Source organism: Micromonospora sp. NPDC002296, from assembly GCF_040296145.1.
Classification (GTDB): Bacteria; Actinomycetota; Actinomycetes; order Mycobacteriales; family Micromonosporaceae; genus Micromonospora.
Genome location: NZ_JBEOWQ010000010.1, coordinates 1 through 21,930, shown reverse-complemented (window position 1 = coordinate 21,930; position 21,930 = coordinate 1). Strand labels below are relative to the sequence as shown.

General features: G+C 73.6%; 23 protein-coding genes, 2 pseudogenes and 1 riboswitch. Of the genes and pseudogenes, 16 read left to right on the top strand and 9 right to left on the bottom strand.

Annotated features, from left to right (window positions below; translation table 11 throughout):
- Positions 1-18: 18 nt before the first annotated feature.
- Together ABT023_RS11000 and ABT023_RS10995 are read left to right on the top strand one after the other, a co-directional pair.
- On the top strand, positions 19-561 hold the full coding sequence (locus ABT023_RS11000; RefSeq protein ID WP_350884063.1) for a hypothetical protein: 543 nt from the start codon (positions 19-21) through the stop codon (positions 559-561).
- Between the two features lie 17 nt (positions 562-578).
- Positions 579-1,907, top strand: coding sequence for a WXG100 family type VII secretion target (locus ABT023_RS10995; protein ID WP_350884061.1), 1,329 nt, complete (start codon positions 579-581; stop codon positions 1,905-1,907).
- A gap of 64 nt (positions 1,908-1,971) precedes the next feature.
- Here ABT023_RS10995 and mycP read toward each other — a convergent pair whose 3' ends face one another.
- Positions 1,972-3,210 (bottom strand): type VII secretion-associated serine protease mycosin, encoded by a 1,239-nt coding sequence (gene mycP / locus ABT023_RS10990; protein WP_350884059.1) that lies wholly within the window; start codon positions 3,208-3,210, stop codon positions 1,972-1,974.
- A gap of 52 nt (positions 3,211-3,262) precedes the next feature.
- Positions 3,263-3,601: a helix-turn-helix transcriptional regulator gene (locus ABT023_RS10985; RefSeq protein WP_502890638.1), complete on the bottom strand. Its 339-nt coding sequence runs from the start codon at positions 3,599-3,601 to the stop codon at positions 3,263-3,265.
- Positions 3,602-3,847: 246 nt separating this feature from the next.
- On the opposite strand from ABT023_RS10985, the pseudogene ABT023_RS10980 reads away from it, so the two are divergent.
- A pseudogene (locus tag ABT023_RS10980) lies at positions 3,848-4,546 on the top strand (carbonic anhydrase); the annotation flags it as partial.
- A gap of 188 nt (positions 4,547-4,734) precedes the next feature.
- Here the strand turns inward: ABT023_RS10980 and ABT023_RS10975 are convergent.
- On the bottom strand, positions 4,735-5,757 hold the full coding sequence (locus tag ABT023_RS10975; RefSeq protein ID WP_350884055.1) for a coiled-coil domain-containing protein: 1,023 nt from the start codon (positions 5,755-5,757) through the stop codon (positions 4,735-4,737).
- A gap of 3 nt (positions 5,758-5,760) precedes the next feature.
- A riboswitch (cyclic di-AMP (ydaO/yuaA leader) is annotated at positions 5,761-5,892 on the bottom strand.
- 368 nt (positions 5,893-6,260) lie between these two features.
- Positions 6,261-6,476, bottom strand: a pseudogene (locus tag ABT023_RS10970) (YibE/F family protein); the annotation flags it as partial.
- 378 nt (positions 6,477-6,854) lie between these two features.
- On the opposite strand from ABT023_RS10970, the gene ABT023_RS10965 reads away from it, so the two are divergent.
- Both ABT023_RS10965 and ABT023_RS10960 read left to right on the top strand, forming a co-directional pair.
- Positions 6,855-7,520, top strand: a complete 666-nt coding sequence (locus ABT023_RS10965) for a hypothetical protein (RefSeq protein ID WP_350884053.1) — start codon at positions 6,855-6,857, stop codon at positions 7,518-7,520.
- 91 nt (positions 7,521-7,611) lie between these two features.
- On the top strand, positions 7,612-8,244 hold the full coding sequence (locus ABT023_RS10960; protein WP_350884052.1) for a DUF305 domain-containing protein: 633 nt from the start codon (positions 7,612-7,614) through the stop codon (positions 8,242-8,244).
- Positions 8,245-8,380: 136 nt separating this feature from the next.
- Here the strand turns inward: ABT023_RS10960 and ABT023_RS10955 are convergent, their stop codons facing one another.
- Positions 8,381-8,683 carry a metal-sensitive transcriptional regulator gene (locus ABT023_RS10955; protein WP_350884050.1) on the bottom strand — a complete coding sequence of 101 codons (303 nt, stop codon included), beginning with the start codon at positions 8,681-8,683 and terminating at the stop codon, positions 8,381-8,383.
- A 149-nt stretch (positions 8,684-8,832) separates the two neighbouring features.
- On the opposite strand from ABT023_RS10955, the gene ABT023_RS10950 reads away from it, so the two are divergent.
- From ABT023_RS10950 to ABT023_RS10935, 4 genes are all read left to right on the top strand, one after another.
- Positions 8,833-9,042 (top strand): heavy-metal-associated domain-containing protein, encoded by a 210-nt coding sequence (locus ABT023_RS10950; RefSeq protein WP_350884048.1) that lies wholly within the window; start codon positions 8,833-8,835, stop codon positions 9,040-9,042.
- Between the two features lie 28 nt (positions 9,043-9,070).
- Positions 9,071-10,099: a DUF8832 domain-containing protein gene (locus ABT023_RS10945; protein ID WP_350884047.1), complete on the top strand. Its 1,029-nt coding sequence runs from the start codon at positions 9,071-9,073 to the stop codon at positions 10,097-10,099.
- A gap of 13 nt (positions 10,100-10,112) precedes the next feature.
- Positions 10,113-12,368: a heavy metal translocating P-type ATPase gene (locus tag ABT023_RS10940; protein WP_350884045.1), complete on the top strand. Its 2,256-nt coding sequence runs from the start codon at positions 10,113-10,115 to the stop codon at positions 12,366-12,368.
- A gap of 124 nt (positions 12,369-12,492) precedes the next feature.
- Positions 12,493-12,666 carry a CsbD family protein gene (locus ABT023_RS10935; protein ID WP_350884043.1) on the top strand — a complete coding sequence of 58 codons (174 nt, stop codon included), beginning with the start codon at positions 12,493-12,495 and terminating at the stop codon, positions 12,664-12,666.
- Positions 12,667-12,820: 154 nt separating this feature from the next.
- On the opposite strand, the gene ABT023_RS10930 is transcribed toward ABT023_RS10935, so the two are convergent.
- Positions 12,821-14,068, bottom strand: coding sequence for a DUF2786 domain-containing protein (locus tag ABT023_RS10930; protein ID WP_350884040.1), 1,248 nt, complete (start codon positions 14,066-14,068; stop codon positions 12,821-12,823).
- 286 nt (positions 14,069-14,354) lie between these two features.
- On the opposite strand from ABT023_RS10930, the gene ABT023_RS10925 reads away from it, so the two are divergent.
- Positions 14,355-14,693: an STAS domain-containing protein gene (locus tag ABT023_RS10925; protein ID WP_350884038.1), complete on the top strand. Its 339-nt coding sequence runs from the start codon at positions 14,355-14,357 to the stop codon at positions 14,691-14,693.
- Between the two features lie 35 nt (positions 14,694-14,728).
- Here the strand turns inward: ABT023_RS10925 and ABT023_RS10920 are convergent, their stop codons facing one another.
- Positions 14,729-15,178, bottom strand: coding sequence for an ATP-binding protein (locus ABT023_RS10920; protein WP_350884036.1), 450 nt, complete (start codon positions 15,176-15,178; stop codon positions 14,729-14,731).
- A 58-nt stretch (positions 15,179-15,236) separates the two neighbouring features.
- Positions 15,237-16,136, bottom strand: a complete 900-nt coding sequence (locus tag ABT023_RS10915) for an SDR family oxidoreductase (protein ID WP_350884034.1) — start codon at positions 16,134-16,136, stop codon at positions 15,237-15,239.
- Positions 16,137-16,423: 287 nt separating this feature from the next.
- Between ABT023_RS10915 and ABT023_RS10910 the strand changes: the two genes are divergently transcribed.
- The 4 genes from ABT023_RS10910 (at position 16,424) to ABT023_RS10895 (ending at position 18,784) form a co-directional block, all read left to right on the top strand.
- Positions 16,424-16,624, top strand: a complete 201-nt coding sequence (locus ABT023_RS10910) for a glycosyltransferase (protein ID WP_350884032.1) — start codon at positions 16,424-16,426, stop codon at positions 16,622-16,624.
- An 82-nt stretch (positions 16,625-16,706) separates the two neighbouring features.
- On the top strand, positions 16,707-17,042 hold the full coding sequence (locus ABT023_RS10905) for a YnfA family protein (protein WP_350884030.1): 336 nt from the start codon (positions 16,707-16,709) through the stop codon (positions 17,040-17,042).
- Between the two features lie 161 nt (positions 17,043-17,203).
- Positions 17,204-18,079 carry a riboflavin kinase gene (locus ABT023_RS10900; protein WP_350884028.1) on the top strand — a complete coding sequence of 292 codons (876 nt, stop codon included), beginning with the start codon at positions 17,204-17,206 and terminating at the stop codon, positions 18,077-18,079.
- A 57-nt stretch (positions 18,080-18,136) separates the two neighbouring features.
- Entirely contained in the window at positions 18,137-18,784 is a 648-nt protein-coding gene (locus tag ABT023_RS10895; RefSeq protein ID WP_350884026.1) for a pentapeptide repeat-containing protein, read from the top strand.
- Between the two features lie 57 nt (positions 18,785-18,841).
- Here the strand turns inward: ABT023_RS10895 and ABT023_RS10890 are convergent, their stop codons facing one another.
- On the bottom strand, positions 18,842-20,011 hold the full coding sequence (locus ABT023_RS10890) for a serine hydrolase domain-containing protein (protein ID WP_350884024.1): 1,170 nt from the start codon (positions 20,009-20,011) through the stop codon (positions 18,842-18,844).
- 110 nt (positions 20,012-20,121) lie between these two features.
- Between ABT023_RS10890 and ABT023_RS10885 the strand changes: the two genes are divergently transcribed.
- Positions 20,122-20,598 carry a hypothetical protein gene (locus tag ABT023_RS10885; protein ID WP_350884022.1) on the top strand — a complete coding sequence of 159 codons (477 nt, stop codon included), beginning with the start codon at positions 20,122-20,124 and terminating at the stop codon, positions 20,596-20,598.
- A gap of 183 nt (positions 20,599-20,781) precedes the next feature.
- The gene (locus tag ABT023_RS10880) at positions 20,782-21,780 is read left to right on the top strand and encodes an ABC transporter substrate-binding protein (protein WP_350884020.1); all 999 of its coding nucleotides are present in this window, start codon (positions 20,782-20,784) and stop codon (positions 21,778-21,780) included.
- Positions 21,781-21,930 lie beyond the last annotated feature (150 nt).

Here is a 21,930-nt window from a genome sequence, read left to right as displayed (position 1 = left end):
GGGCCAGGGGAGGGCATCATGAGCGACGAGGACAACGATCCGGACCGGGTGAACGTCGATTTCGCCGTCCCGATTCCGGTCAACCCGATGTTTCCCGGGGTGGGCGACATCCGTGGGATGAGCTTCGACCGGATCGGCGTGGACCAGGCCGAGACGCCGTCCGGGCTGGTCGCCGGGAGCGGCGAGAAGGGCGTCGAGACCGAGTGGAACGCCGGCAGCATCGACTCGGCCATCATCTGGCTGGAGACGCACGCCGGCTACCTCCACCGGCTCTCCTACGACATGGTCGACATCAAGGAGAAGCTCGGCGGCGACCAGGCCATGGCGGGCAAGGGGCCGCTCGGCGGCTTCCAGTACGCCAAGCAACTGGCCCAGCAGCACCAGCAGGTGTACGCCAGCACGGAGAGCGGGCTGCGCACCCTCTCGGAGAACCTGTACACGGCCGCCGAGGCGCTGCGCACGGTCAAGCAGAACTACGAGACCGCCGAGGGCGCGAACGCCATGACGGCCCAGGAGATGCAGCAGGCCTTCAACGATGCCGCCCGCGGCGGCGACAGCTAGAGCGGGGGTAACGGGACGTGGGGAAGAGCTGGGAGGACATGGCCCGCGAGGTGCTCGTCGAGGGCCGGCCGGCCGACGTGCAGAGCGCCGCGCTGGGCTGGAAGGAACTGATCAAGAACCTCGATCAGGTCCGGGAGAGCCTGGAGACGAACGTCAAGGACATCGGCGTGGTCTGGAAGGGCCCGGCGTACGAGTCGTTCAAGACGCACATCGAGGGGTTGGCGAAGAGCGCGAAAACCATCGTCGAGGACGTCGACAGCCCCGGCCGGGGCAAGGTCAGCATCGTGACCACCCTGGAGACGGCAGCCAGCCAGCTGGAGCAGGCGCAGAGCAAGATGCCGATTCCGGCGGCCTGTGTCGGTGACGTCATGGCGGCCCGCAACGGCGAGGTCACCCTTGGGGTCGGGCTCTTCGAGACCCGGGTCAAGGCGGACCTGATGGGTAGCTGGCCCGTCGAGCAGCTCGGCAAGCTCGGCGACTGGGTGACCGGCTGGTTCTCCGACCAGGAGGGCGAGGCCCGCAAGGCCTACAACGAGGTGAACGACAACTTCAGGGACCGGACGATGGAGGCCCCGACCTCGGTGACCCCGGGCACCCGCACGGATCTCAAGCCGGACGTACCCGATCTGGGGGGTGGCCCGGGTGGCGGTGGCGGCGGCGGTGTGCCGAAGGTCGGCGGGATGCCGGGCACCGGCGGGATCGGCGGTGGTCCCACGGCCGACGTCGGCAAGCTGCCGGACCTCGGCGGCGGTCCGGACCTCGGGTCGACCGTCCACCCCGACCTGTCCACGCCGGGCATCGGCACGGGGAACCTCCCCGACACCGACTACCCGGGCCCAGGCGGGCTGGACGACGGCTACGGCACCGGCCTGGCCGGCGCCGGCGCGCCGACCACCACCGGACTCGGTGCGGGCGGCGGGCTGGGTGGTTCGGGGCTGGGCGGTGGCAGCAGCGCCGGCCTGTCCGGCGGCGGCGTGGGCGGCGGCATTCCCGGCGGCGGTGCGCTCGGCAAGGCGGTCAGCCCGGGGCTGCCGCCGATGATGGGCGGCGGGGCGGCCGGCGCGGGCGGAAAGGGCGCGGGTGGCCGGCTCGGCGGCAAGGCCGGCGTGGGCGGCATGATGTCCCCCGGCATGGCGGGCGGTGCCGGTGGCCGGGGCGCGGGCGGCAAGGCCGCGGCCGGGGCCGGTCGACCGGGCGGCGCGATGGCCGGCCGGGGCGGCATGGCCGGGGCGGGCCACGGCGGCGCCGGCTACGCCGAGGAGGAGCAGCCGCGCAACACCTGGCTGGAGGAGGACGAGGACATCTGGGGCGCGGGCGGCGACGGCGGCCCCGGCATCCTTCGCTGACCGCCACCCCCGCACAGGTCGATCATGGGGTTGCCGGCCCCGCCTCGCGGCCGGGGCGACGATCTCATGATCCTTGTGCGGGGGTGGGCCGGCGTCCCGGCCGCCAGCCGCGTCGCCGGCCCCGGACCAGGATCGGCTTGGCGGCGAGCAGCACACCGGCCAGCAACGCGCCCACCACGGCCACCCAGACCGCCACGGACCGTTGCCAGCCCAGCGGGTCCCCGGGCGGGGCCGGTGCGGCCAGCGCCCCCGGCGGCGGGTCGGTGCGCGTGCCGAGCAGGCTGGTGACCGCCCGGTACGGGTTCACCACCCCGTACCCGACCTGGGCGTTGTGTCCGTCCGGCGGGTTGTCCGCCGTGCGGGTGAGCCGGGCTGCGACCTGTTCCGGGGCGAGATCCGGGTACGCGGCGCGGACCAGCGCGGCTGCGCCGGAGACGTATGCGGCGGCGAAGCTGGTGCCACCCTGCGGCTCGGCGAGGTACCCCTGCCCCCGGGGCGCCGGGCCGAGGATGTTCAGCCCCGGCGCGGCGATGTCCACGTAATCGCCGCTGACCGAGCTGCCGACGTGGCCGCCCTGCTCGTCGACCCCGGCGACGGCGATGACCCCGGGGTAGGCCGCCGGGTACGCGGGCAGGTTCTGCTGCTGCTCCTGCCGGTTTCCGGCGGCGGCCACCACGACGACCTTGTTGTCCAGGGCGTACTCGACGGCGGCGGCCAGCTCCGGGCGGGGCAGCGTGACCAGCGACAGGTTGATCACGTCGGCGCCCTGGTCGACGGCCCAGCGGATGGCCTGGGCGATCTGCGCCGGCAGGTTCTCGTCGTTGGTGCGCTTGGTGTCGGGCAGCACGCGTACGGGCAGGATGCGGGCGGCCGGGGCGATGCCGGTGAACGGCGAGCCGGTGCCCTCCCGGCCGGCGATGATGCCGGCGACCATGGTGCCGTGCCCGGCCTCGTCGCACTGGCCCTCGCGCGAGGGCAGGTTGTTGAAGTCCCGCCCGGGGCGCACCTGCCCGCGCAGCAGCGGGTGGGTGGCCGAGACGCCGGAGTCGATGACCGCCACGGTGACGCGCTCGCCGCGGGTGATCCGCCACGCCGCAGCCGGGTCCAACCGGGACAGCGCCCAGGGGGTCTCGGTTGGTGCGGGGTTCCCGCTCGGCCCGCACACCGGGGCGGCCCAGGCCGGCGCGGGGGGCGGGACAGCGATGCCGAGCAGCGCCGCCGCGAGTCCACACAGGAGCGCGGACCGCGCCCGCCCGGTACGCCCGTTCACTGCCATCCCCCTGGCCGGGTAGCTCCCGCGCACCGGCAGAGAGTACCGCCGCGCCGCCCCCGGCGGGGACACGGGCTCCGGCGGCTCAGGAGTCGGCGGCCTTCCCGGTCTGCTCCCCGGTGAAGAGGGCGAGCAGGTCGCCGACCTGACGGTCCGACTCGGCCGGGTGGCGGAAGTGGCCGCTCGGGTTGACCGTGTACTCGTTGCGCCGGCCCACCCGGGTACGCCGGAGATAGCCGCCGGCCTCCAGGTCCGCCACGATCGCCTGGGCGGCCCGCTCCGTGACGCCCACCTCGTCCGCGACGTCGCGCAGCCGGGCGGTCGGGTTCCGGGCGATGGCGAGCAGCACGTGCGCGTGGTTGGTGAGGAACGTCCAGTTCCGGGTGCTCCCGCTCGCGCCAGCCGTCGTCGTCATGTCCGACATGCTATGGCGAGGCCGCCCCGCGTACTCCCCTGGGCGGCCGGCTGCCCCTGCGGTCCCGGCCGGATCGGGGCGTGGGGGTGGCCTTCGCGTGCCGCTGCCGCATCGGGGCCGGGGGCAAGAACTTCCCAACGTATGAAATGCGTATCACGTAACGCTTGACGTGCCTTTAGCTGCGTGTGACGGTGGAGGAACTGGTCGTGCGGCCGAAGGGCAAGGTGGTGGGGCATGAATCATTCGAGCATGTCGATGACCGAGGCGGGGTTGGGACGGGCCGACCCGTCGCCGGCCGCTCGCCCGGGCGATCTCGGCCCGCTCGCTCCCGGCCAGGCCCTCGCGGAGTTGCATGCCGGAAACCACCGGTTCGTCACCGGGATGCCGCGCCACCCGAACCAGGACGCCGGCCACCGGGCGGCCGTCGCCGACGGCCAGCACCCGTTCGCGGTGATCGTCGGCTGCTCCGACTCCCGGCTGGCCGCCGAGATCATCTTCGACCGAGGGCTGGGCGACCTCTTCGTGGTCCGCACCGCCGGGCACACCGTCGGCCCCGAGGTGCTGGGCAGCGTGGAGTACGCGGTGACCGTGCTGGGCACCCCGCTGGTGGTGGTGCTCGGCCACGACTCCTGCGGCGCCGTGCAGGCGGCCCGGGCGGCGGCCAGCACCGGAACCCCGCCCGTCGGCCACCTGCGGGCCGTGGTGGACGCCGTGGTGCCCAGCCTTCGGCGGGCCGCCGAGCGCGGGGTCGAGGACATCAACGGGATCGTCGACATCCACATCGCGCAGACCGTCGAGGCGATGCTCGCCGAATCGCCCGTGCTGGCCGCCGAGGTCACCGCCGGGCGGTGCGCGGTGGTCGGGATGTCGTACCGGCTCAGCGCGGGCGGAGTGCGGACGGTGGCCGCGGTGCCCGCCGGCTTCGCCCCGGCCGTCCCGCCGGCCCCGGCCGTCACCCCGGCCCCGGCCGTCACCCCGGCCCCGGCTGCCCAGGACGCGCCCACCCCGCCCCCGGGAGCCGCCCTGCTCCAGGGGGCCGCCCCGGCGGCCCCGGCCGCCGCCTGAGACGCTCGTAGAGCCACGGCACGGCGAGGGCCGCCCCGCAGGTGTGCGGGACGGCCCTCGATCGCGTGGCGGCGTCGTCAGAGCAGCGACATGTGCACGTGGTCGGTGTGGTCGGAGGGCCCGCTGTAGGACTTCCAGCCGGTCGCCGGGAACCAGATCTGCCGGTTCCAGATGACGTAGTAGATGCCGAGCCGGTCGGCGTTGCGGATGAGGAACGCGGCGAGGTTGTTGCCGTACATCCGGGTGTCGTTGTTGTGCCAGGGGGAGAACCCGCTTTTCTGCAGCGACCAGTCGCAGGCCCGACCCTTGGGGTGCTCCCACGGCCCGCCCGGGCGGTAGCAGCCGACGAACCGGTGGAAACCGGCCCTCTTGGTCTCCTTGTACGCGTGCAGCGTGCGCGACGTGATGCAGCCGGAGGTGGTCGGGTCGTTCTCGCTGCACGACTCGGGGCGCCAGTCGCCGTCCGAGCTCCGGCCCGGCGCGATCTTCGCGACCGGGGACGTGGCGTTGACCAGCCCGCCGGTGAAACCCTTGCCGCCGACCAGTGCGAGGGACTTCTCGGCGTCGTGCTTCTTCTTCGCCATGATCGCGGTCTGCTTCAGCTGCTCGCGGATCTCGGCGTCGAGCGCGAGCTTGGCCTGTTCCGCGTCCTTCTTGGCCTCGTTGACCTCGCCCAGCTTCCGAGCGTTGATCATATTGAGCTGGTCGAGGGCGGTGGCGCGCTCGACGAACGAGTCCGGGGCACCGCTCTCCAGCAGCACCGCCATCGGGCCGATCCGCCCGGTCCGGTACGACTGGGCGGCCATCTCGCTGATCTGCGGGGCGAGCGCTTCCAGCTCCTGTTCGGCCCGCTTCACCTCCATGGCGAGCTGGAGCTGGCGCTTCTTGGACTTGTCGAGTTTCGCCTTGGCCTGGGTGAAGTCCCGATTGGCGGCCTCGATGACGTCGGTGATCAGCTTGGGCTCGTCGTCCTCCTCGTGCCCCGAGGGTTTGGGGGTGGAGGGCGCGGCCAGCGCCGGGGTGGCCGGCCCGGCGAGGATCGCCAGCGCGGCGAACACGGCCGCCACGGGTGCCAGCCAGCGGCGCAGGGGTGCCGTCACAGTTTTCCCTTCCATCGACCGCCGACCGGGTTAGCTGACGGGTTCGGGGCGGAAGTGGCCCTTACCGCTGTCGCGGATTCACCCCAGGTACCTGGATCCCCGGCTCGCCTCGCGGCGATTGGGCGGCGGCACCGCAGGCGCCGCTGCGCGCCTTCGGCGGTGACCGGCAGCGAGGTTACCCGACAGTCCTCGTGGGGATCTACGTCCGGATGCCGACTAAAAGCGTTATTTTGTAATTGCTTTCGGTAGTCAGTGACGTGATTCTCACGCGTGAGACCAATCTCGATCACGCTGCGGAGTGTCACCATGCGCTGTCCGTGCTCCCTTCTCGGCCGGCCCACCGGGCCGGGGAATCGGCGGGGCGGGCGGCCCGCCGGAAAATTGGTCGTCGGGCCGCCCGCCGCTGAGCGCCTCCAACGCGAGGTCCCGCTCCGCCGGGTGCCGGGCCGCGACGGGGGTACGCGAGGCCGGCGCGTCCCCGTCCCCGCCCGCCCGGCCCGTGGACGCGATGTGTGCCCGGCCGCCCGGTAGAGCTGCAACCGGGACAGCCCCGGGTTCGCGTGTGCCAGCTCGGTCACCGTGGCCGCCTGGGTGACCGTGACGTCGTCGAGCACCCCGAGCGAGCCGATGATGATGCCGGCCAGCGGCAGGCCGTGCAGGTCCACGTCGCCCCGGAACATCGACAGGGTGGTGGCGTCCTCGCTGCCGTGGCCGGTGAGGTCCGACCCGTCGGGTCGGACTCGGCGGGGGAAGGTTCCTCGCGGTGCCCGCGCCGTCACGCACGGCGAACACGGGGCGGGACGCTGCGGCGGGCCGGCACCGGCCGCCGAGTCGGTGCCGCCCGGCGGGGTACGCGGGGCGGGCGGTGCGGAATCCGGGCGACCATCGCCCGAAATGGTAGCCATCCCCACCTGAGAACGCAGATCGCCCGTCCGATTCGGCCCGCCGGACGTGCCCCGACTGGCCTCCGGGTCGGTCGGCCCGCCCCGGGTGCGGGGTCCGGTCGCCGACACCGGCCGGGACCCGGTAGGCGGCGGTGCGGCCGCTCGTGGCGTGTTCGGCCCGGGCTCCCGGCCGGACAGGCTAGCGTGGACCGGGTGCGGACGGCGACGGTGTTGACCACCGGGCGATGGGCCCGGCTCGCGCTGCTGATCTGCACCCTGGTCGGGCTGGCCGCGATGCACACTCTCGGCCACGGCGCGCACGGCGGCGGGGGCCACGGCGGTCACGACCGGGCCGGGTCTCCCGACGCGCACCCGGCCGCCTCCTATCGCGCGGCCACGACGAGCGGCGCTTCCGCCGTGACCGCCACGACCGGCGCGGCCTTTCCCGTGGCCATCGGCGCGGCCTTCCACGCGGCCGACGCTGCCCTGCGCGCGGCCGGCGCTGCCGCCCATGCGGCCGAACCGACCGGCACCGCCCTTCCGGTGGTCGATGTCGGGGCAGACGCCGCGCTCCGCGTCGGCGTGACGCTGGCAGGTGCGATGCGGGTGTTGCCCGAGGGCTGTCCGGTGGCGGGGTGCTCGTCCACGCGGCTGCTGCCCGCCGGCGATCCCGGTGCCGGCCCGCCCGGCTGGAGCATCTGCCTGGCGGTGCTCGGCGCGCTCGCGGTGGCGCTGTTCGTGGCCGTGCTCCTGCTCAGCGGGGCGCGGTCGGTCGGCCCGTCCGCCCGTCGGCCCGCCGGGTCGCCCGCCGGTCCGCGTGCCCCACCGCCCCGGCCGATCGGACTGTGGTTGGCCGAGATCTCGGTGTCGCGTACGTAGGACGCCCCGACGCGGGCGCCCGGCCCCTGCTGCCGGCGGCCCGTGTCCCCGTCCTGCCCACGTACGCACTCGACATCGAAGGATCCAGACCGTGACCACTCGTACGATCGCGCGCCGCGCCGCCCTGGCCGGCGGGGCGCTCATCGCAGCCCTGGCCCTGACCGCCTGCGGCTCCGCCGACCACACCTCCTCCGGCCACGAGACGCCGCCCGCCTCGACCAGCGGCGCACCGGCGAGCGGGGCGGCCACGTTCGGCGACGCCGACGTGATGTTCGCCCAGATGATGATCCCGCACCACCGGCAGGCGGTGGAGATGGCCGAGCTGGCCGGCTCCCGGGCCGCCGACGCCGAGGTCAAGCGCCTCGCCGTTCAGATCAAGGGAGCCCAGGGGCCGGAGATCGCGACCATGACCGGCTGGCTCACCGGGTGGGGTCGCCCCGTCCCGTCGTCGGACGGGCCCGGGCACGGGATGCCGGGGATGGACCACGGCATGCCCGGGATGATGTCCGACGCGGACATGACCAGGCTGGCGGGCGCGACCGGCTCGGAGTTCGACCGGCAGTTCCTGACCATGATGATCGCCCACCATGAGGGTGCGATCACCATGGCGAAGGAGGAGCTGGCGAAGGGCACGCACGCCGAGGCCAAGGCGATGGCCCAGGGGATCGTCACCGCCCAGCAGGGCGAGATCGACGCCATGAACAAGATCCTCGCCAGGCTCTGACGCCGGGGGCCTTGTGATGGGGGCGGGTCTCTCCGGCCCGCCCCCGGTCCCGGGCGGCGAGCCGGAGGCCGGTCCTGGCCACGGGACTGGGTTGGGCCCGGCGGTGGAAGACGGGATCGGGCGGCGGCGGGCGCGGTCAGCCGCGCTTCATGAGGCGGCCGACGGCGGCCATCATCTCGGTGGCCATCTCGTCGGCCCGGCCCTCGGCCGCGCCCTCGTGCATGCAGTGCCGGGCGTGCCCGTCGAGCAGGCCGAGGGCGACCTTTTCGAGGGCGGCCTGGATCGCGGAGATCTGGGTGAGCACGTCGATGCAGTAGCGGTCCTCGTCGACCATCTTCTCGATGCCGCGGACCTGGCCCTCCACGCGGCGGAGCCGCGCGAGCAACTGGTCCTTGCTGGCGGTGTACCCCCGGGTCGGGGCGGGCGTCGGTGCGGTCATGGCATCGAGGATAACCTACCCCCAGGGGGTATGCTACGGTTCTTTCCGGCAGCGATACCCCCCATGGGTATCGGGATGGCCGGAGATGGCTGTGGTCCGCCTCACGATTACCCCCCGGGGGTATGGTGGGCCAGGAGAGGGGAATCGCGATGATCACCACGACATACCAGGTGCAGGGGATGACCTGCGGGCACTGCGCCACCTCGGTCAGCACCGAGATCGGCGCGATCGAGGGCGTCAGCGACGTCCAGGTGGAACTGGCCGCCGGCCGGGTCACCGTCACCAGCGAGGGCCCGCTGGACACCGACACCGTGCGCGCCGCCGTCGACGAGGCCGGTTACGACCTCGTCGGCGCGTGACGCCGACCGCACAGAACCGAGGTACCCCATGAACACGGCGACGAAGCTGAGCGGTTTCGCCCTCGGCCTCGCGGCGGTGTTCGGCGCGGCGTACGGGGTCGGCCAAGTGGCCGGCCCCGTCGCCCCGGCCGCCGAGACCCGCCACGACGCCGGTGACCCGACCCACGGCAGCGCCGCGCAGCCCTCCGGCGGCGGCGCGCACTCCTCCACCGACGACGACGCGGCCCACCTGCCCGGCGGGTTGCTCGTCTCCGACCGGGGCTGGACCCTCGCCCCGGTGGCCGCGCCGGCCGGCGAGTTCGCCTTCCGGATCACCGGCCCCGACGGTGCCCCCGTCACCCGTTACGACGTCGCACACGACAAGCGGATGCACCTGATCGTCGCGCGGCGGGACCTCTCCGGCTTCCGGCACGTCCACCCGGAGCTGGCTCCGGACGGCACCTGGCGCGTCGCTTCCCCGCTCGGCGGCCCGGGGGTATGGCGCGCCTTCGCGGACTTCACCCCCACCGGCGGCCCGGCGCTGACCCTCGGCGTCGACGTCACCGTGCCCGGCCCGGTCGACACCCGGCCGCTGCCCGAGCCGGCGACCAGCGCCACGGCCGACGGCTACACCGTCACCCTGGCCGGATCGCCGCAGCCGGGCCGCGCCACCGAGCTGACCCTGACCGTGAGCCGGGACGGCACGCCGGTCACCGACCTGCAGCCCTACCTCGGCGCGTACGGGCACCTGGTGGCGCTGCGCCAGGGGGACCTGGCATACCTGCACGTACATCCCGAGGGCGCACCCGGAGACGGGCGGACCCCGGCCGGGCCGGCGGTCACGTTCTCCGCGGAGTTCCCCTCGGCGGGCGCGTACCGGCTCTACCTCGACTTCCGGCACGGCGAGGCGGTGCACACGGCCGAGTTCACGGTCGTCGTGGGCGTCCCCGCCGCGCCCGGCGGCCCGGCGACGAGCGCGCCGGCCGCCACCATCAGCCCGACCGCCACCGCCCCGACCGCCACCGGCACCCCGAGTGCCGGTGCCGGGCACGGGGTCCCCGGGCACGGGCATGACTGACAGGAGGGCTGAGATGACCTCGCCCACGCGGCCGTTGCAGGTCGTAGAGAACCGGATCGAACTGGCGATCGGCGGGATGACCTGCGCGTCCTGCGCCGCCCGGATCGAGAAGAAGCTCAACCGGATGGACGGCGTGACCGCCACGGTCAACTACGCCACGGAGAAGGCCAGCGTCTCGTACGCCGACGACGTCAGCCCGGACGACCTGATCGCCACGGTGCAGAAGACCGGCTACACCGCCGTCGTGCCGCCCCCGCCCGCCCCGGCCGGCGCGGAGCCCGCCACCGAGCCGGTCGACGAGCTACGCGGGCTGCGTACCCGGCTGTGGGTGTCGGTCGTGCTGGCCGTGCCGGTGATCGTGCTCGCCATGGTCCCGGCCTGGCAGTTCGACTACTGGCAGTGGCTGTCGCTGACCCTGGCCGCCCCGGTCGTGGTCTACGGCGGCCTGCCCTTCCACCGGGCCGCGCTCGTCAACCTGCGGCACGGCGCGGCGACCATGGACACCCTGGTCTCGCTGGGCACCCTGGCCGCGTTCGGCTGGTCGCTGTGGGCGCTGTTCCTCGGCGACGCCGGGATGCCCGGCATGACCCACCCGTTCCGGCTCGACATCACCCGCACCGACGGCGCCGGCAACATCTACCTGGAGGCCGCCGCCGGGGTGACCGCGTTCCTCCTCGCCGGCCGGTACTTCGAGGCCCGGTCCAAGCGGACCGCCGGGGCGGCGCTGCGCGCCCTGCTGGAGCTGGGCGTCAGGGACGTCGCCGTGCTGCGCGGCGGGGTGGAGACCCGCGTCCCGGTGGACCAGCTCGCGGTGGGGGACCGGTTCGTGGTCCGCCCCGGCGAGAAGATCGCCACCGACGGGGTGGTCGAGGACGGCACGTCGGCCGTCGACGCGAGCATGCTCACCGGCGAGTCCGTCCCGGTCGAGGTCGGCCCCGGCGACACCGTGGTCGGGGCGACCGTGAACGCCGGCGGCCGGCTGGTGGTCACCGCGACCCGGATCGGCGGCGACACCCAGCTCGCCCAGATGGCGAGGCTGGTCGAGCAGGCCCAGACCGGCAAGGCGGCCGTGCAGCGGCTGGCCGACCGGATCTCCGGGGTGTTCGTCCCGATCGTGATCGCGCTGGCCGCCGGCACGCTGGGCTGGTGGCTCGGCTCCGGGGCCGGCCCCACCGCCGCGTTCACCGCCGCCGTGGCGGTGCTGATCATCGCCTGCCCGTGCGCCCTCGGCCTGGCCACGCCGACGGCGCTGCTGGTCGGCACCGGGCGGGGCGCCCAGCTCGGCATCCTGATCAAGGGCCCGGAGGTGCTGGAGTCCACCCGGCAGGTGGACACCGTGGTGCTGGACAAGACCGGCACCGTCACCACCGGGCGGATGACCCTGGTCGACGTTCTCCCCGCCGGGGGCGGGGACGCCGCCGAGCTGTTGCGGCTGGCCGGGGCGCTGGAGGCGGCCAGCGAGCACCCGATCGCCCGGGCCGTCGCCGCCGGGGCCGCCGACGCGGGGCCGCTCGCCCCGGTCACCGGGTTCGCCAACGTCGAGGGGCTCGGCGTCACCGGGACCGTCGAGGGCCGCGAGGTGACCGTCGGCCGGCTGCGGCTGCTGCGGGAGCGCGGACTCGACGTACCGGAGGAGGTCGAACGGGCGGTGACCGACGCGGAGGCCGCCGGCCGGACGGCCGTGCTGGCCGGCTGGGACGGGCACGCCCGGGGCGTGCTCGCGGTGGCCGACGTGGTCAAGCCCACCAGCGCTGCGGCGGTCGCCGGGCTGCGCGCCCTCGGCCTGACCCCGGTGCTGCTCACCGGCGACAACGCCACGGTGGCGAGGGCGGTGGCCGCCGAGGTCGGCATCGCCGAGGTGACCGCCGAGGTGCTGCCCGCCGACAAGGTGGACGTGGTGAGGCGGTTCCAGGCCGAGGGCCGGACCGTGGCCATGATCGGCGACGGGATCAACGACGCCGCCGCCCTTGCCCAGGCCGACCTGGGCCTGGCCATGGGTACCGGGACCGACGTGGCGATCGAGGCGAGCGACCTGACGCTGGTCCGGGGCGACCTGACCGCCGCCGTGGACGCGATCCGGCTGTCGCGCCGCACCCTGGCGATCATCAAGGGCAACCTGTTCTGGGCCTTCGCGTACAACGTGGCCGCCTTGCCGCTGGCCGCTGCCGGCCTGCTCAACCCCATGATCGCCGGGGCCGCGATGGCCTTCTCCTCGGTCTTCGTGGTGGCCAACAGCCTTCGCCTGCGCCGCTTCCGGCCGGCGGCCTGACCTCGCCCGTCCCGTCGGTCACGGCGGGTGACCGTCGTCTCCGCCGGGCGAGGATTGGGCAGCCGGATGGCGGGGTACCTCCATGACGTCGCAGTACTGACAAAACGCACCACAGGAGGTTGTCATGGGCATGGACGACAAGATCGCCAACAAGTCCGAGGACGCCGCCGGCAAGCTGAAGGAAGGCGCCGGGCGGGCCACCGACGACGAGCGCCTTGAGGCCGAGGGCCGCAACGACCAGGCCAAGGCCAACCTCAAGCAGGCTGGCGAGAAGATCAAGGATGCCTTCAAGAGCTGAGACCCAGCTCTTGCCGCGCCGGGCCGGCTCTCGCCGGCCCGGCGCTTCGCGTGTCGGTGGCCCGTTCCCACGTGGCCGGGTGGCCGTGCCGCGTGCCGGTGGGTACGGTGCGTGACGTCCTCCGGCGTGCTCGGGCGGTCCCGACCGGGCTTGGTCAGCGGGCCGGTCGGCCGCCGCGCAGCGGCCGGGGCGACCGGCCGGCCGGGTTCAGCGAAGCCCGGTCGGCGGCCGAGGTGCCGGAGGACCAGCCCTCCTCGTCGGCGACCGTGAGCCGTTTGCTGGTGACCCCCGGGAAGAGGTCGTCCAGCCGTTCCCGCACCGCCTCCGTGCGGGCCGCGAGCACCGGCAGCAACCGGTCCGCCCCCTGCTCCAGGGCCGCCTCCCGGCTCGCCTCGTCGGTGGCGGAGCGCAGCCGTTCGCCGATCCGCAGCGCGAACGCGTTGAGGAACGACTCGTCGTACGCCTTCGTCCGCCGGCTGCCGCCCGTGGGCCGGCGCTCGGTCCGGCCGCGCAGCATAGCGGCGGTGGCCTGCACCAGCAGCGACGTGTAGATCAGCTCGACGGCGGCCAGGTCGGCCGGAAAGCCGAGCACGGTGGCGAATTCCAGGTCGTCGGACCAGACGGACTCGCACCGGTTCGCCGCCGCCACCTCCTGCACCAGCAACGCCTTCGCGCCCGGATACGGTGGCTCCGTGCCGAGCCGCACGCCGCCGGGCACGTCGGTTCGCGCGGCGGTCGCGGCGACCAGGGCGACATCGAGGCTGTGCCGCGTCATCAGCTCCTGCGCCTTGCCGGTCAGGGCCTCCGCCTCCGCCGGGAAGGTGGTCGACTCGGCCTTGGCCAGCAGGGCCCGCACCCGGTCGAGCATCCGCGACCCGCTGCCACCGGCCTGGACGGCCGCCGCCGGGGCGGTGGTGCCGGGCGGCGGGCGGAGCACCGCGATCGGGGGCAACCCCTCGACCAACGCCAGCACGTCCACCGCGTCGCGCAGGGCGGCGATCCGGTCGGTGCCCTCCCGGGCCGCCCAGGACGTCAGGTAGCGGCGGTCGTCGTCCCACCACACGGCCGCGTCGAGGCCGGCGAGCTGGTCGTCCCACCAGCCGGGGACCGTGCCGTTCAGGTCCCGGCGCTGGGCGGCGGTCAGGTCGACCACCAGCCGCCCGGCCGGCGGCCCGAGCCGGCGGGCCGCGATCCGGGCCAGGTCCGCCGGCTGCCAGCCCCGGGGCCAGAGCCGGCCGACGCCGCGCACGAGGCGGGACACCAGGGCGGCGTCGACCGCCGCCGGGCCGTCCGTGACGCCCGCGCCGACCACCAGCCGGTCGAGCTGCCGTTCCGCCGCGCGTACGTCGGTGCCGCGCGCCGCCGCGAGGGCGTCGGCGACCAGCTCGTCGGCGTCCGGCACGGTGTCCTCCGTCAGTCCTGGTCTCCGGTGTTCGGCCGGCGGCTCGCGGGGCGGGCCGGATGCCGGTCCGCCCGGAAACCGTACCGCCGGGCCGTGCCGGGCCGGGCCGGGCGTGAGCGCCACCACGTCCGGCCCGGATCCCCCGGGGTCTGCGATCGATCCGGGTGCCGGCTACCCTGGGCGAACGAGCCGGTGCCCACCTTCTGCCACCAGGGACCGCTGCCGGTCACCGATCAGGGGGAGTGGTTCGTTGAGCCCCGCCACGCCGATGCCCGTTCCATGGCCGATGCCCAGTCATCTGTCGATCACCCCGCTCGCGGTCTCCGAGGGTCGGGGGCTGCTCGTCGTGACCGGCGAGATCGACCTGGCGACCTCCGGTGAGCTGGCGGCGGCCCTGGCCGACGCCCTGGACGGTCCGCCGTTGAACGCGCTGGAGGTCGACTTCGTCGGGGTCCGGTTCCTGGATTCGTCCGGCATCCTGGTGCTGCTGCGCGCCCATACCCGCGCCGCCGAACAGGGCTGCCGGCTCACCGTCACCGACGTCCGGCCCGAGGTGCGCCGGGTGCTGGAGATCACCGGAGTGCTGGCCACGTTGGGTCTGGGCGCCACGTCCCCGGCCTGTTGACGGCCAGGCCGCGAGCTCGCCGCCCGCAGGTCTGCTCACCGCTCCTCGCGCTGAGCCTCCCCGCGCGGGAAGGACGCCCAGATGTGCTTCGTGTCCTCCGTGGCGTACCAGCCGACGTCCAGGGAGAAGGCCCGGGCGAGCTGGAGGCCTCGACCGCCGGCGCCCAGCGGGCAGGTGTCGGCCAGCTCGGGCACGGTGGTCAGGTCGTGGTCGGTGACGTCGAGGATGAACAGGTCCTCGTCCCGAAGCAGCCGGACCGTGGTCGGCGGCAGCCCGTGCAGCAGGGCGTTGGTGGCCAGCTCCGTGGCCACCAGTACGACCCGCTCGGGGATGCCGTCGAGTTCCTCGCCCTCGGCGATGGCGTGCCCGGTGAACGCTTCGTGCAGGGACGCGCGGAGGCCGCGAAGCTCCGCTCCGGTGGACAGGACCCAGCAGTGAAGTTCCGTGGCGCGGGGTGGTGGCGGCGACGTCTGCAGCAATCCCATCATCCCGATTTACCCGCGGAGCCTGCCGCTCACACGGCCTCCGGCAGTTCACCGCCGGTCACGCCAGTGGCTTGCCGCCGGTCACCCCGAGCACCTCGCCCGTGACGTAGCTGGACTCCTGGGAGGCGAAGAAGACGTACGCCGGGGCCAGCTCGGCCGGCTGGCCGGCCCGACCCAGTGGCACGTCCGCGCCGAACGACTCGACCTTCTCCGCAGGCATGGTCGCCGGGATCAGCGGGGTCCAGATCGGGCCGGGCGCCACGCAGTTGACCCGGATGCCCCTGTCCGCCAGGTTCTGCGCCAGCCCCTTGGTGAAGTTGACGATGCCGGCCTTCGTGGTGGCGTAGTCCAACAGGTCGGGAGAGGGCTGGTAGGCCTGGATCGACGCCGTGTTGATGATCGTCGCACCGGGTGCCAGGTGCGGCACCGCCGCCTTGCAGAGCCAGAACATCGCGTACAGGTTGGTCTTGAGCACCCGGTCGAACTGCTCGGTGCTGATGTCGGTGATCCCGCCGGCCTGCGACATCTGGTGGGCGGCGTTGTTCACCAGGATGTCCAGGCCGCCGAGCTCGTCGACGGCCCGCCGGACGATCTCCTGGCAGTGCGCCTCCTCGCGGATGTCGCCCGCCACGGTCACCACCGTGCGACCGGCGTCACGTACCAGCCGGGCGGTCTCCTCGGCGTCGGTCTTCTCCTCCGGCAGGTAGGTGATCAGCACGTCCGCGCCCTCGCGGGCGAAGGCGAGGGCGACGGCCCGGCCGATGCCGGAGTCGCCGCCGGTGACGACGGCCCGCTTCCCGGTCAGCCGGCCGGTGCCCCGGTAGCTTTCCTCGCCGTGGTCGGGGGCGTCGGGCATCTTCCAGGTCTTCCCGGGGGCGGACTGCCGTCCGCCGGTCTGCTCGTCCGGGGTGCGGAACTGCTCCTGGGGGTCCTGCCGGTCGCGCTGGTCGTGGCTCACGGTTCCATCCCTCCTCGCCCCTGGTGGGCGGTACGGGTGGGGTGATTCCCCTACCAGGCCCGCCCAACCAGATCCCACCGCGGCAATTGCCGTCGGTCCGTCGGCCCGATCCGGCGGTCCGCCGGTGTTTCGGGTCCGGAGCTGGGTCAATCCTTTAGGGCCCGGAACGGGAGAGTTGACCCGGGAAACAGGCCCGGACATGAATGCGACAACACGCGGTGAGTCCGGCGGTCCATGATGGTGTTCGCGTCCGGTCAGCGGGTCACGGATCCCGCCGGGGAAAAGCGGTGGTCGTCGATACCAATGCTCCGAAAGTCAGCTTCGTGGTGCCGGCGTACAATTCCGGGCCCCATTCGGAGAGGCTGGTCGTCTCGTTGTTGCGCCAGTCGCTGCCGCCCGGCGAGAACTCCGGCTGGCCGTCCCGGCCGCGCAACATCGGCGTCGCCCACGCAGGCCGGGCCTTCGGGCCCGCCTCCGCCGGGCCGTGAAGCGCATGCTGGGTCGCTGACCGGGCGGATCCCGGGGCGCGGTGCGGGGGCCGGCGGGGGCGGCCGGGGTACGGTCCGGCAGGTGACCGTCCTCCGTTCGCTGCTGTTGTTCGCCCTCGCCGCGCTCGCCGAGATCGGCGGCGCGTGGCTGGTGTGGCAGGGCTGGCGCGAACACCGCGGCCTGTGGTGGGTCGCCGCCGGCGTGATCGCCCTCGGCGCCTACGGCTTCGTGGCCACCTTCCAGCCCGACCCGAACTTCGGCCGCATCCTGGCCGCCTACGGTGGGGTGTTCGTGGCCGGCTCGCTCGCCTGGGGCATGTTCGTCGACGGGTTCCGCCCCGACCGGTGGGACCTGACCGGCGCGGCCATCTGCCTGCTCGGCGTCGCCGTCATCATGTACGCCCCGCGCGGCGCCTGACCGGCTCGACCGGCCCCCGGGCCGGCCGAGTGGTGACGGTGGGTGATCGTGCGCTCGCCGAGCTCGGCGGGGCGGCCCCGCCAGCCCGGTAAGGTTGCGCGGTGCGTATCTGGCGAGGTGTCTCAGACGTACCTTCCGATGTGGGCCCGTGCGTCCTTGCCGTGAGCGACGGATCGCAGTCCGGACGCGACCGGCTGGTGTGGAGCGGCGTCGCGGAGGCCCGTCGGCTCGGGGTGGCCTGCGTGCTGCTGTTCCTGGTGCCCTCGCCGGCCGAGGCGGCGGCCGTCGAGGACGACGGACGACTGCTCGCGGGCCTGGGTGTCGACGCGATCTGTGTGCAGCCGCTCGCCGCCGCGTCGGCAAATGGCGGCTGGGACGGGTCGGCGGTCGCCGCCCTCGCGGCGAGGTTGCCGGCGGTGGTGCTGGTGCTCGACCCGGCGGCCGTTGCCGGGGGCGGGGGCGACCCGGCGGCGCTGGGCCGGCGTGCCGGCGTGGCCGTGCACGCCGTCGACGCGTCCGGGCCGCGGCAGCCGGACCGGTTGTCCGTGGCCTACGTCAGGGAACGCCTGCTGGCGGGTGACGTGGCCGCGGCGGCGGAGACGCTGGGCTGCCCGCACCGGGTGGCGGGGGTGGTCGTGCACGGCGAGGGCCGGGGGAGCGGTCTCGGCTTTCCCACCGCGAACCTCGCCCTCGCCGAGCATTCGGTGGTGCCCGGCGACGGCATCTACGCGGGTTGGTTCACCGTGGCGGACAGGAGTTGGTCCGACGGGGACATGGCCGGGGGTGTCCGCTATCCCGCCGCTATCTCGATCAGCCGGAATCCTACCTTCGCGGGCCGCCGACGCACCGTGGAGCCATACGTGCTCGACGTTTCCGCCAACCTCTACGGTCAACCGGTGACAACCGACTTCGTCGAGCGGGTACGCGTTCCCGAGCGCTTCGACTCGATCGAGGAGTTGATCGCCACCATGCGGAAAGACGTTGAGAATGTTCGATTGATATTGGGTGCTGCGCGGGAATCCCGGCGTCTCGGCTAGCCTGCGGGGATGGTGGTGCGATCGTCGCGTGGTGGTGCTGGTCGGTGGCGGGCGCCGGTGAGGCCGAAGCCACCGGCGTCGCTGGAGCCGGCGACCGTGGAGAGCGCCGTCGTCGAGGACGAGGCCACGTTCCGCCGGCTGGACTTCTTCGATCTCGACCTGTCGGGACGGTCGGCGGACGGGGTCGAGTTCGCGCAGTGCCGGTTCAGGGGCACGGACCTGAGCGGGGCCGGGCTGGAGGGAGCGAGGTTCACCGACTGCCTGTTCGAGAGCACGAACCTGGCGAACCTGCGGGCGGAGAAGTCGGCGCTGCTGCGGGTACGGCTGTCGACGACGCGGATGACCGGCGTGCAGTGGATCAACGGCGGGGTACGGGACGTGACGGTCTCGGACTGCCGGCTGGACCTGTCGTCGTGGCGGTTCACGAACTTCTCCAGCGTGGCGTTCGAGGGGTGCAACCTGACGCGGGCGGACTTCCAGAACGCGGACCTGCGCGGGGCCCGGTTCACCGACTGTGACCTGAGCGGTGCGCAGTTCTCCCAGGCGTCCCTGGAGGGCACCCGGTTCGCCAACTGCGTCCTGGCCGGGATCGGTGGCGTGACGAGCATGGCCGGGGCGATCGTGGCCCAGCAGGATCTCGCCGCCCTGTCGTACACCCTGGCGGGGGCGTTGGGCATCCGCATCGAGGACGCCGACGGGGAGTGAGCGCGGCCGGAGCCGGGGTTCGGCGTCCACGCGGATCGGGGTGCCGGCGGCGGGGGGTCAGGCCGGGCGGCGGGACACGACCGCCCGGACCGCCTCGACCAGGCTGGTCGTTCGGGGGTCCGGGGTCATCGTGACGCGCAGGCCGTTCATCACGTACCCGAAGGCGATGCCGCTGGCCGGATCGGCGTAGCCGAGCGAGCCGCCGTGGCCGGGGAAGCCGAAGGCGGTGGGCGACCACCAGGGCTGGTCCGGCAGGGGCAGACCGAAGCCGAGCGCCGGCCGGGTCGGAACCATCAGCACCCGGTCTGTGCCGGCGGCCTGTTCGGCGGTGGCGGTGGTGAGGGTGGCCGCGTCGAGGATCCGGAACCCGTCGACCTCGCCGATCAGGCCGGCGTAGAAACGGGCCAGTGACGACGCCGTGCAGATGCCGTTGACCGAGGGGATCTCGGCCGTCCAGGTCTCCGGATCGGAGAGGTCGAGCGGCGGGTCGGTCACCGCGGCCGACCGGACCACCAGCGAGGTCGGATCGGTGTACCGGGCGAGCATCTCTCGCAGCGCCTCGGGTGTCGCAGTGGTGGGCTGCTCCACCGGCTGCTCGACGAGCCGGCTGACCCGGTACGCCTCCGCGGCGGGCAGGCCGACCCAGAGGTCCAGGCCGAGCGGCTTGCCGATCTCGTCCGCGAAGTACATGCCCAGGCTGCGGCCGGAGACCCGACGTACCACCTCGCCGACCAGCCAGCCGTAGGTCAGCGAGTGGTAGCCGTGCGCCGTGCCCGGCTCCCAGACGGGTGCCTGGGCGGCCAGCGCCGCCACCATCGGCTCCCAGGCCAGCGCCTCCGCTAGGGGGATCGGACGGTCGAGCACGGGCAGCCCCGCCTGGTGGGACAGCAGCCAGCGGACCGGGATGCCGCCCTTGCCGGCCGCCGCGAACTCCGGCCAGTACTCGGCGACCGGGGCTGCCAGGTCGAGCTGCCCCCGCTGGGCCAGCAGGTGGGCGCAGGCGGCGGGCACGCTCTTGGTGGTCGAGTAGACCACCTGGAGGGTGTCCTCCTGCCAGGCGCGGCCGGTGGTGGGATCGGCGACCCCGCCCCACAGCCGGACCATCTCCCGGCCGTGCCGGTAGACGCTGAGGGCCGCGCCGATCTCGGACCGCGTCTCGAAGTTCGCCAGGAACGCCTCCCGGACCGGCTCGTAACCCTGGGCCACCGTGCCGCTGACCACGGACATGCGCTCTCCTCTCGGAGGGTCGGGCCCGGGCGACGACCGGCCCTGGGCAACCGTGTCAGGATACCCTGACATCGACAGTCAGGAAACCCTGACACGCATATGCTTGCGGGATGTCGGAGGCGGCGGTTCCAGGGCACGCGAACCTCATCGGGTTCCGTCTGCCGGACGGGACGCTGAGCACCGACGCCGCAGCGCCGGCCGGCACCGTGGGCTACCGGGCCCGGTGCGGTTGCGGTTGGGTCGGCACCAGCGACTATCCGGCCGCCGAAGAAGGGCGCTGGATGGCCACCTCCGAGTGGGGCGGGCACATCCGGCCGATCCTGGCCGCCACCCCGCCCGGCTGGCTGCTGGGCCGCTCCGACACCCTCCGGGACAACGTCGCCGAACTGGCGACTGCCTGGCCGTTGCAGGCGCTCGGCATCCTCGCCGAGGTGGAACGCTGGCAACGGCCGCTGATCGAACGTGCCGTGCTGGCGGCCCGGGAGGCCGGGCTCTCCTGGGCCGAGATCGGCAACGCGCTCGGCATCAGCCGGCAGTCGGCGCACGAGCGGTTCCGCAACGTCGCGACGTCCAAGCCGCCCGCCTGACGGGCCACCCCCGGGGACGCCGCAGGCCGGTCGCCGCGGGGTGTCCGGGGGCCGCCGCTCGGGCCGGTATTTCGCTACTCCGCAGGCCGGGCGGGGTGTCGGGCTGAGCGGCGTTATCAAAACGGGGTCTTGACGGGTCGCGAAGTTTGACATTTGATAAATCCCGTCCACGCAGGAGGTCACATGTCAGGTCGTAACCGTCTCGTCGCGGCAGTCGCCGCGGCGGCGCTCGCACTCACCGTCTCCGGCTGTGGTGGTTCGGAGAAGACCGATTCCCCCGATGCCGCCTCCGTCACCTACCTGACCTCCTTCGGGACGTTCGGTCGGGACTCGTACGCCTACGTCGCCCTGGAGAAGGGCTACTTCAAGGAGGCCGGGCTCAACGTCACCATCAAGCCCGGCACCGGCACCGTCGACGTCATGAAGCTGATCGGGTCGGGGCAGGCCGACTACGGCACCGGCGACCTCTCCGGGGTCATCACCACGATGGCCAACGAGAAGATGCCGGTGCGTGCGGTGGCCGCCGTCCACCAGAAGTCGATGGCCGGCATCGCCTCGCTGGACAAGGCGATCGACTCGCCGGAGAAGCTGGCCGGCGCCAGCATCGCGGACAGCTCCGGCTCCACCAACATGCTCATCTTCCCGGCGTACGCCAAGGCGGCCGGCATCGACCCCAAGTCGGTGAAGTTCGTCCCGTCCTCGCCGCAGTCGCTGCCGCAGCTGCTCGCCTCCGGCTCGGTGGACGCGATCGGCCAGTTCGCCGCCGGCAAGCCGCTGCTGGAGAAGGCGGCCGGCGGCAAGACCGTCACGATGCTGCCGTACGCGGACAAGCTGCCCGACCTGTACGGCAACGGCCTGCTGGTCTCCGCCACGAAGCTTGACAGCGACCGCGCCCAGGTCGAGAAGTTCACGGCGGCGCTGGTCAAGGGCCTGGTCTACGCGGTGGAACACCCCGAGGAAGCCGCCCAGCTGCTCAAGAAGCACGACCGGACGGCCGACGAGAAGGTCGCCGCCGCCGAGCTCACCGAGATGCGGCCGTACGTCCTGGTCGACGGCGGGCAGGCCGGGAAGCTCGACCGGACGCGGGTGGAGGCGATGATCAAGCTGCTCGCCGGCACCGGCACCCTCAAGTCGACGCCGAGCGCCGACGACCTCGGCGTCTACGACATCGCAAAGCCGTAACTTCCTCTTCGACGGCGGTGGGGGGGGGCCGGGGGGGGGCCCCCCCCCCCCGGGGGCGCCCCGATAACACAGGATAAGGAGTTTGAGAAAGAAAGCAACCCACGGCGGGCAGGAGGGGGGCCCGGGCGGGGGGTGGCAGGGGTGTACACC